The sequence below is a fragment of the Saccharopolyspora spinosa NRRL 18395 genome, assembly GCF_000194155.1.
GTDB classification, from domain to species: Bacteria; Actinomycetota; Actinomycetes; order Mycobacteriales; family Pseudonocardiaceae; genus Saccharopolyspora; species Saccharopolyspora spinosa.
Map to the genome: position 1 here is coordinate 2,074,820 of NZ_GL877878.1, position 9,490 is coordinate 2,084,309.

Here is a 9,490-nt window from a genome sequence, read left to right on the forward strand (position 1 = left end):
AGCATGAGCGGTAACGACTTCGACGCGATCGGCTCGATCAACATCGGACCAGGCACCATCGACCCGCGCGAGTACCGGGCGGACGCGGGCGCGATCGAGCTGGACTACTACGTCGCGGTCCTGGTCCTGGAGGCCACTTCGGACGCGGCCGGCCACCAGCCGCTCTACGAGGAATCCTTCGTGCTGCTCAAGGCGGAATCTGAAGGAGAGGCCAAGGAAAAGGCGGCCGAGCACGGCAAGCAGCAGGAAACCAGCTACCAGAACGAGAACCACGAACTGATCAGCTGGAAGCTGAAGCAGATCATCGAGGTGAAACCCCTCGAAGACGCCACCTTCGACGACGGCACGGAACTCTACGGCCGATTCTTCCGCAATTACCAGGCATACAGCTCCTTCGAACCTCTAACGGAAGAAGAAGCCTGAAAACGCAGCGGCCAGGATCCCACAACACAGCGGGCACACCCGGCGTGCTCCGTAACCCCAACAGCGCCTGGCCGACAGGAACATTGCGACGCCAACTTCGCGATCATCACCGGGCGTATCTGATTTGAACCCGAACTGCATTTCCCGCTTCACTACTGCGGGCGTTCGTCCACGCCTACGTCGATGAGTCCCGCGACCTCACCATCGGCGTCTACGCACCACCAGCGGCATCGCCGGCACCGACGCCGAGGAGATCCGCTGCGTACCGCATAGCCTTCAGCAAGGCGACGGAACGCTTCACTGGAGCAAGGAATCTATCTACAATCTGGTGATCTTGAATTGTGCCCCGGGAAACACGGCCTTTACGCCGCCGGGTCCAGGGAGGCGACTGGGGGCGTTCGACCCCGTATGGTGGTGAGACGTGCAGTTCTTGAACGGGCAGCAGCCCTCCACTGATCTGACCTACGACGACGTCTTCCTGGCGCCTCGGCGCTCCGGCGTCGAGTCCCGCTTCGACGTGGACCTGGCCACCAGCGAAGGCACCGGGGCGACCCTGCCGATCGTGGTCGCCAACATGACCGCCGTGGCGGGCCGCCGGATGGCCGAGACGGTCGCCAGGCGCGGCGGCTTGGTCGTGCTGCCGCAGGACGTCGATCCCAGCGCGGTCGCCGAGATCGCCTCCTGGGTCAAGGCGCGGCACCCCGTGTGGGACACCCCGCTGGTGTTGCACGCCGATGACGCCGTCGCCGACGCCCTCAACCTCCTGCCCAAGCGCGCCCACGGCGCCGTTGTCGTCGTTGACGACGACAACCGGCCGCTCGGGGTCGTCGACGAGGTGGCTTGCACCGGGGTCGACCGGTTCGCGCGGGTCGGGGAGGTCGCCGACCGGCACCCGGTCGTGCTGCCGCTGGAGACCAAGCCCCGCGAGGTGTTCGAGCAGCTGGACCAGCACGCCCGCAACGTGGCGATCGCCATTGACGCCGACGGCCGCTTGGCCGGGATCATGACCAGCCGCGGTGCGCTGCGCGCCGAGATCTACACCCCGGCGCTGGACGACGCCGGCCGACTGCGGGTGGCCGCGGCTGTCGGGGTCAACGGCGATGTCGCGGCCAAGGCGTCCGCGCTGCTGGAGGCCGGGATCGACACGCTGGTCGTGGACACGGCGCACGGCCACCAGGAGAAGATGATCGCCGCGTTGGGCGCGGTCCGGTCGGCGAGCCCGAGCGTTCCGGTGGTGGCCGGGAACGTGGTGACCGCAGAGGGCGTGCGCGACCTCGTCGAGGCGGGTGCCGACGTGATCAAGGTCGGTGTCGGGCCGGGCGCGATGTGCACGACGCGGATGATGACCGGTGTCGGCCGGCCGCAGTTCTCCGCGGTCGCCGAATGCGCCGCGGAGGCGCGCAAGCTCGGCAAGCACGTCTGGGCCGACGGCGGTGTCCGGCACCCGCGTGACGTGGCGCTGGCGCTGGCCGCCGGTGCGGCGTCGGTGATGGTCGGCTCGTGGTTCGCGGGAACCTACGAGTCGCCCGGTGACCTGCAGCGCGACGAGCACGGCCGGGCCTACAAGGAGTCCTTCGGCATGGCGTCCAAGCGCGCCGTGTCCGCCCGGACCCGCACCGACAGCGCGTTCGACCAGGCCCGCAAGGCGCTGTTCGAGGAGGGGATCTCCAGCTCCCGGATGCGCCTGGACCCGCAGCGGCCGAGCGTCGAGGACCTGCTGGACCAGATCACCTCCGGCCTGCGCTCGTCCTGCACCTACGCCGGCGCCCGCAGCCTGAAGGAGTTCTACGAGCGCGCCGTGGTCGGCATCCAGTCCGCGGCCGGCTTCGCCGAGGGCCGCCCGCTGCCCACCGGCTGGTAACGGCGGACCACAGTTTCAATTGAAACTGTGGTCACCACTCGTACAGGTGAGGCGTGTGGGGCGCCCGTGCCCGAATTGCTTGGTCACGGGTGCCCCGCACCTCATCTGCTACGGGGTGAAGTCGCCTTCCAGGAGTTCGGTCACGAGGGCCGCGATCGGGGAACGTTCCGATCGGGTGAGGGTGACGTGGGCGAACAGCGGGTGGCCCTTGAGCTTCTCGATCACCGCCGCCACCCCGTCGTGGCGGCCCACCCGGAGGTTGTCGCGCTGGGCGACGTCGTGGGTGAGCACCACCCTGGAGTTCGCGCCCAGCCTGGACAGCACCGTGAGCAGCACGTTGCGTTCCAGCGACTGCGCCTCGTCGACGATCACGAACGAGTCGTGCAGCGACCGGCCCCGGATGTGGGTCAGCGGCAGGACCTCCAGCATCCCGCGGTCCATCACCTCGTCCAGCACGTTCTCGCTGGCCAGCGCGCCGAGGGTGTCGAACACCGCCTGCGCCCACGGCGCCATCTTCTCGTTCTCGTTCCCCGGCAGATAGCCGAGTTCCTGACCGCCGACGGCGTACACCGGCCGGAACACCACGACCTTGCGGTGCTGCTGCCGCTCCAGCACCGACTCCAGCCCCGCGCACAGCGCGAGCGCGGACTTGCCCGTACCCGCCCGGCCACCCAGCGAAACGATCCCGATTTCGGGGTCGAGCAACAGCTCCAGCGCGATCCGCTGCTCGGCGGAGCGGCCGTGCAGGCCGAACGCCTCCCGGTCGCCGCGCACCAACCTGACCTGCTTGGCCGCGGTCACCCGGCCCAGCGCGCTCTGCGAGCCGGACAGCAGCCGCACCCCGGTGTTCGGCGGCAGGTCCCGGGCCTCGTCGAGGTCGGCGATCCCGTCCTTGAACAGGACGTCCACCGAATTCGGCTGCACCTCGACGTCGGCCATCCCGGTCCACCCCGACGGCACCACGTCCTGCGCGCGGTACTCCTCGGCGTCCAGGGCCACGGCTGCGGCCTTGACCCGCAGCGGCATGTCCTTGGTGACCAGCGTGACCCGGTGCCCTTCGGCGGCCAGGTTCAACGAGCAGGCCAGGATGCGGGCGTCGTTGGAGTCCGTGCGGAACCCCGGCGGCAACACCCGCGGGTCGGAGTGGTTGAGCTCGACGTGCAGGTTGCCCCCGTCCGCCCCGACGGGAACCGGTTTGTCCAGCTGCCCGTGCTGGATCCGCAGGTCGTCGAGGGCGCGGAGGGCTTCTCTGGCGAACCAGCCGAGTTCGGGGTGGTGGCGTTTGCCCTCCAGCTCGCTGATGACCACCACCGGGAGCACGACGTTGTGCTCGGCGAAGCGGGACATCGCCCACGGATCGGACAGCAGCACCGAGGTGTCCAGGACGTAGGTCCGGATCTCGCTGCCGCCGGCTTGCGCGGAGCTCGCGGACTCGCCGCTACGGGCTGGGATCTCCGCTGGAGGCTGGGAACGTCGTGCGGTCACGGCTACTCCCTCGCGGGCGTGGCATGCACACCCGCTCGTCGGCGGGCCGGGCCTGGCCCCGTCGCGCCCCGGCCGGACCGGTCGTCCGCCGTGGCCGCAGGGGCCAGGCACCGGCCCTTCGCGACCAAGGTGGACGTAGTAACCGTCCGCTCCAGCCAACAGCCACGATCAGGGCCTCCCGGACGGGCCGCGTACGGACTTGCGATTGGAACGGCCCGTCAACAGCGCACGCTACCTGCGAGATTGCGTCTCGGCAGGCAGCCACACAGGTGATTCGCCTAATCGTCGATTTTTCTTCATATGCCCCGAAATCCGCGCAGGTCACGGGCTTGCCGACCGCGTCGAACGGGCGCGAAACGCCGTTCGGCGGCAGGTCAGACCACCTTCGGCGGCTATCGGGGAGCACCTTCCACTCAGGCACTCCACGTGATCAACACTCCACCAGATGGGTGATCTTCGTCGGGTGAATGGATCAGACTCTGGCCGCCAGCTCCGCCCGGACGGACTCCGGAACCAGCGGTTCGTCAAGCAGCCGGCGATAACGATCGGTGCTCGAAGTGCCCGCCGGCCGGTTCTCCAGCCACCGGCGCAGCAGCCGGTAGCCCTCGACGTAAGTGGTGGTATAGGCGCGCCACAGCGGATCCCGCATGAACCGCACCAGGTGCCGGGCCCGCTGGTCCGACATCAGCATCCAGCGTTGCAGATAGGCAGTCACCTCGGCGTCGTCCGCGCCGCCGTCGTGCAACATCAGCAGGGCATCCTGGCCGACCGTCAGCAGCCGGCTCATCGCGATCTCCATCCGCTCCGCCAGCTCGCCGTCCATCCAGATGCCCAGGTCCGCGAAGATCTCCGCCGCCCACGGCCCCCAGCCCGGCCCCACCGCGGCCTGCAGCCCGAGGTTGGCCAGGCCCTCGGCCATCAGGCACTGCGGCGTGTTGACCAGGAAGATCGTGTGCTCGGCCTGTGCGTCCCGGATCGCCAGCCCGGCCTCCTTGCGGCAGTGCTCCGTGTGGTGGCCCGGGTAGGACTCGTGCGCCACGAGCTGCGGCAGGTTCGCGGCCCGGTGCCCGACGTCGGCGTTCACGGCCACGCGCGACCGGTACTCGCCGAGGTAGTGGTTGAAGCCGCTCCACGGCTTGTCGGTGACGATCTGGTAGTCGACGACCTCCTGGACCGGCAGGCCGAACTCACGCCGAACGCGGTCGCGCAGCGCGCTGGAAACCGCTTGGACGCAGACCTTTAGCCGCGTGGCTGGCACCGCATCCCGGCTTCGGACCGCATTCAGGCGCGCGGGCAGCGAGCCCCGGCCCGGCAGCACTTCGGCCAGCTCGCGGTGCGCCTCGCGGTACTCGTCCTGATCACCGAGCACCGGCGTGACCTGGAAATAGGCCTCGACCTCGGCCGGGAACGGCAGCTGCTCGCCGGCCAGCCCGCGCCCGGAGCACTCCAGCGCCGTCAGCTGTGCGGCGAGGAACCGGCGGCGCGGCTCGGCCAGTCCGGACTCCGGCAGCGCGGCGCGCAGCCGCTGCGCGTCGGCGGTCAGCCGTGCCGGGTCGGGACGCGACTGGGCCTGCACCCGCCGGCGCAGAGCCGGATCCCCGGTGAAGGAATCCACGAATCCCGGGACGAGCCGTTCGAATCTGAGCCCGAGAAGCACGTATTCCGTCACGAGCGCTTCGGAGTCCATATCGGGACACTACGCCGCGCACTCGCGTGCACGGACCACTGGGCTCGTTTTCCCGGACAACCCGAAACCACGCGCCAATTTGCCGACGCAACGAGAACTGTGCGACACGACACATCCGGATCACACGATGGTGTTAACGAGGTGTTTTTTCTTCGGTTTGCCTGGATATCTTTCACGCCGAGTACGCCCCCTCCCGGCTGAACTTATGGGGTGCGCAGCCGGGGAAGGAGCGCTCTGCTTCATCCCATCCAACAAGGAGCAACAAAGTGTTTAAGAAGGCTGCGATCGTCGCCGGTGCCGCCGCCGGGCTGCTGGCCCTGGCCCCCGTCGCCAACGCCGACAGCGCCGACAACGACGGCATCAACATCGCGAACGACAACAACATCAGCGTCCTGCCGGTCCAGGCCTGCGGCAACAACGTCGCCGTGGCCGGCGCGGTCGTGCCGATCGTGTCGCCGCAACTCAACAACTGCGTCAACGCCCCGATCGTCGACCACGCCAAGGTCAGCTGACCGACCCGGAACAGCTGCATCCGGTACGCGAATTCAGGTGCCGAAAAGGGAGCGTCGGGCCAACCCCCGACGCTCCCTTTTTTGCGTGCAATCACCGGGCCGGAAGGTTCTCGCCGCGCAATTTCGCATCGCCACGTGCGAATACGAGATTGGCGTTCACACAATAGTGTTAACGAGTTTGGGCATCCGGCACGCCGCAGGTAGCTTTCAGCCGGAACAAGCCAGACTCCATGTCCACCTCGCGGACTTTCCCGAAGTCCACCTGGTGCGAACTCCGAATACCGCGGATAACAGAGGAGAGTGAACCAAGTGCTCAAGAAGGCTGTGATCGTCGCCGGTGCCGCCGCCGGGCTGCTGGCCCTGGCCCCCGTCGCCAACGCCGACAGCGCCGACAACGACGGCATCAACATCGCGAACGACAACAACATCAGCGTCCTGCCGGTCCAGGCCTGCGGCAACAACGTCGCCGTGGCCGGCGCGGTCGTGCCGATCGCGTCCCCGCAGCTCAACAACTGCATCAACGCCCCGATCGTCGACCACCCCAAGGCCAGCTACTGAGAGCAGCGCAAGGGAAAGGCCAGGTCTCTCGGACCTGGCCTTTCCGCTTGTCGGGGTCAGCCGCCGAAGCGGCGGTGCCGGACCGCGTAGTCGCGGAGCGCGCGGAGGAAGTCGACCCGGCGGAAGGCGGGCCAGTACGCCTCGGTGAACCAGAACTCGGAGTGCGCCGACTGCCACAGCATGAAGCCGGACAGGCGCTGCTCCCCCGAGGTGCGGATCAGCAGGTCGGGGTCGGGTTGCCCGGAGGTGTAGAGGTGCTCGGCGATGTGGTCGACGGTGAGGACCTCCGCCAGCTCCTCGATCGTGGTGCCGACTTCGGCGTGCTTCTGCAGCAGCTTGCGCACCGCGTCGGCGATCTCCCGGCGCCCTCCGTAGCCGACCGCGACGTTGACCTGCATGCCAGTGCGCCCTTTGGTACGCAGTGCGGCGGCGGACAGCCGCGCGGCGGTCTCGGTGGGCAGCACGTCGAGGGCACCGACGATCCGCACCCGCCACGGCGTGGCCGGGTCGGTGAGCTCGTCCACCACCCCGGCGATGATGTCCATCAGGGCGTTCAGCTCGTCGGGGGTGCGGTTGAGGTTGTCGGTGGACAGCAGCCACAGCGTGACGACCTCGACCTGGGCCTCTTCGCACCAGCCGAGCAGTTCGGCGATCTTGCGGGCACCAGCGCGGTGGCCGTGAGCGGCGTCCAGGCCGGCCTCCTTGGCCCACCTGCGGTTGCCGTCCAGGATGACGCCGACGTGCCTGGGATGTTGCAGCCCGTCGAGCTTCCGGCGCAGCCGCCGCTCGTACACGTCGTAGATGAGTTCCTTCAACCGAACCTTGAGCGCCACGCCCGATGAGCCTACGCGGATCCCGAAGCCGCGTGGCCCCCACCTCTTTTCGGGGTACCGCAGTCGGAAGTGCCGCGCAGATCACGCCGGGAACGCGCCGCGGCCCGCTCCGCCGCGGAACCCCAGGTGGCCGACTTGCACGCATCGTGGCGCGCCGGTGCTGTTGACCACGTCGCCCGTGCGGCCCCTGGCTACGAACCTACGGTCCCGTAACCTCGAGGTGTGACTAGCGCCCTCTCCGCTCGCCGCCCGACCGCATTCGTGAAACCGCGGATGCGCGGCTGGATCCACTTCTGGTCGCTGGTGGTGTCCGTTGTCGCCGGTGCCACGTTGATCGCCCTCGCAGCCTCGACCGTGTCGGCCGCCGCCGCCGTGGGCACCTCCATCTACGTCGTGACCGTGCTTGGCCTGTTCGGCGTCAGCGCCCTTTACCATCGCAAGACCTGGAAGACGATCGGGGCGCGCACCTGGATGCGGCGGCTCGATCACTCGATGATCTTCCTGTTCATCGCGGGCACCTACACGCCGTTCGCGATGGTGGCCATGCAGCCCACGACGGGCGCGGTGGTGCTCGCCGTCGTCTGGGGTGGCGCGCTGGGCGGCGTGATCCTGAAGCTCGCCTGGCCCAACGCACCGCGCTGGGTGGGCGTGCCGGTCTACATCGCACTGGGATGGGTCGCGGTGTTCGTGCTCCCCGACCTGCTGCACAACGCCGGGATGGCGGCGCTGGTGCTGCTGATCGCCGGCGGGCTGATGTACACGGCGGGCGCGATCTTCTACGCGACCCGGTGGCCGGACCCGTGGCCTAAGACCTTCGGCTACCACGAGTTCTTCCACACAGCGGTGTCGCTGGCCGCGCTCTGCCACCACATCGCGATCTGGCTCGCGCTCTACGCATAGGAATGCCGCCGGGGTCGTTTTGCGTGGCGATGCTGGTGGCGGAACCTCAGAAGCCTTCTCGGTGCCGGGATCCCCGGCACACGTATGCCCAATACGTCGTAGCGAGGACTGGCCTCGCCACGAGCCCTCCGGCGGGCACAGCCGCTGAGAACCCGCGGCAGTGCAAGTGCCGTGAGTGGGCTATGCGCCCGCGGCGCATGCGGCAGCTTTCGGCAAAGCAAGATGTGCATCGCGGCCACGGTCTACCGTTGGAAGCGGCTGCACCGCTTGCCGGACGGACGAAGCGTCGCAACGAAATTCGCCCGACCGCTGTTCAGCCCGCTAGTCGCCAGGTTGCGGCTCCGGGCCGCGGTTGCGCAGTTCGTCGACCTTGGACAAGGCTTCGCGGAGTTCGCCCAGCCAGTCCTCGGTGTGCTGGCCGACCAGCCGCACCGCCCAGGCCAGCGCCTCGGAGCGGGACCGGGCCACCCCCGCGTCCACGAGCGTGTCCAGCACCATGCGCTCGGGCTGATGCAGCCGGGTCATCACCGGCACGGACAGCGTGGTGAACAGCGCCTCGGTGTCGCCGAGCCGGGCACCCCAAGCGACCTTGCGGCCGTAGCGGTGCTCCGCTTGGCGGGCGATCTCGATCCGCTCCTCGCGGGTCTCCTCGCGGAAGCGCGCGATCCGGCCGCTCTCCGCGGCGGCACGCTCGGCGTCGTCGGCGAATTCGCCGCCCACCGGCGGCAGTTCGCCGACTACCAGGATCTCCTCGCGGTCCACGGTGACGGTCGTGCCACCGGTGAACCACCCCTCGGGCAGCCGCCCGGTGAACCACGCATTGGCGTCCTCGGCCGCCGACGGCTCGCTGCGCCGCCCGCCACCCGCCCACGGCGGACCTCCCCGACCTCGACCGCGAGCCGTTCGACCAAACCTCGAATACATGACACCCACCTCCCGATTACAGAATTACACAGTTACATCGCAGGTGGGAGGGTTGCCATTCGGCCTGCAGCGAAACCGGCCGACGCGGGGCCGTGAGTCGTCTGGGCAGCTAGAGTCACCCAGCGGACTCGCGGCGCCCTCAGCGGACCAGGGAATCGATGAGGTCCTCGGTCGTGGTGACCGGGCGGTCGCACACGTAGCCGCGGCACACGTACGCCGCAGCGGCTCCGCCGACCAGCGGCCGCCCCGCCAGCAGCGGCACCCGGCTCGCCTCCGGCTGCCCGGCCAGCGCCACGGCTCCGCCCGG

Annotated in this window: 9 protein-coding genes; 5 read left to right on the top strand and 4 right to left on the bottom strand. The window is 68.9% G+C overall.

Features of this window, described 5'->3' with window-relative positions:
- The first annotated feature begins 3 nt into the window (after positions 1-3).
- Positions 4-423 carry a DUF4288 domain-containing protein gene (locus SSPN_RS0110470; protein WP_010694290.1) on the top strand — a complete coding sequence of 140 codons (420 nt, stop codon included), beginning with the start codon at positions 4-6 and terminating at the stop codon, positions 421-423.
- Between the two features lie 421 nt (positions 424-844).
- Positions 845-2,284 carry a GuaB1 family IMP dehydrogenase-related protein gene (locus SSPN_RS0110475; protein ID WP_010694291.1) on the top strand — a complete coding sequence of 480 codons (1,440 nt, stop codon included), beginning with the start codon at positions 845-847 and terminating at the stop codon, positions 2,282-2,284.
- A gap of 108 nt (positions 2,285-2,392) precedes the next feature.
- Here the strand turns inward: SSPN_RS0110475 and SSPN_RS0110480 are convergent, their stop codons facing one another.
- Both SSPN_RS0110480 and SSPN_RS0110485 read right to left on the bottom strand, forming a co-directional pair.
- Positions 2,393-3,736: a PhoH family protein gene (locus SSPN_RS0110480; RefSeq protein WP_272941757.1), complete on the bottom strand. Its 1,344-nt coding sequence runs from the start codon at positions 3,734-3,736 to the stop codon at positions 2,393-2,395.
- A 505-nt stretch (positions 3,737-4,241) separates the two neighbouring features.
- Positions 4,242-5,456, bottom strand: a complete 1,215-nt coding sequence (locus SSPN_RS0110485; RefSeq protein ID WP_010694293.1) for a hypothetical protein — start codon at positions 5,454-5,456, stop codon at positions 4,242-4,244.
- Positions 5,457-5,722: 266 nt separating this feature from the next.
- Here SSPN_RS0110485 and SSPN_RS0110490 point away from each other — a divergent pair, with 266 nt between their 5' ends.
- Together SSPN_RS0110490 and SSPN_RS0110495 are read left to right on the top strand one after the other, a co-directional pair.
- Positions 5,723-5,968, top strand: a complete 246-nt coding sequence (locus SSPN_RS0110490) for a hypothetical protein (RefSeq protein ID WP_010694294.1) — start codon at positions 5,723-5,725, stop codon at positions 5,966-5,968.
- A 309-nt stretch (positions 5,969-6,277) separates the two neighbouring features.
- Entirely contained in the window at positions 6,278-6,526 is a 249-nt protein-coding gene (locus tag SSPN_RS0110495; RefSeq protein WP_044572805.1) for a hypothetical protein, read from the top strand.
- A gap of 56 nt (positions 6,527-6,582) precedes the next feature.
- Here the strand turns inward: SSPN_RS0110495 and SSPN_RS0110500 are convergent, their stop codons facing one another.
- On the bottom strand, positions 6,583-7,359 hold the full coding sequence (locus SSPN_RS0110500; protein WP_010694296.1) for an isoprenyl transferase: 777 nt from the start codon (positions 7,357-7,359) through the stop codon (positions 6,583-6,585).
- A gap of 222 nt (positions 7,360-7,581) precedes the next feature.
- On the opposite strand from SSPN_RS0110500, the gene trhA reads away from it, so the two are divergent.
- Positions 7,582-8,259, top strand: coding sequence for a PAQR family membrane homeostasis protein TrhA (gene trhA / locus SSPN_RS0110505; protein ID WP_029535192.1), 678 nt, complete (start codon positions 7,582-7,584; stop codon positions 8,257-8,259).
- A 321-nt stretch (positions 8,260-8,580) separates the two neighbouring features.
- On the opposite strand, the gene SSPN_RS0110510 is transcribed toward trhA, so the two are convergent.
- On the bottom strand, positions 8,581-9,183 hold the full coding sequence (locus SSPN_RS0110510) for a hypothetical protein (protein WP_010694299.1): 603 nt from the start codon (positions 9,181-9,183) through the stop codon (positions 8,581-8,583).
- Positions 9,184-9,490: the final 307 nt, after the last annotated feature.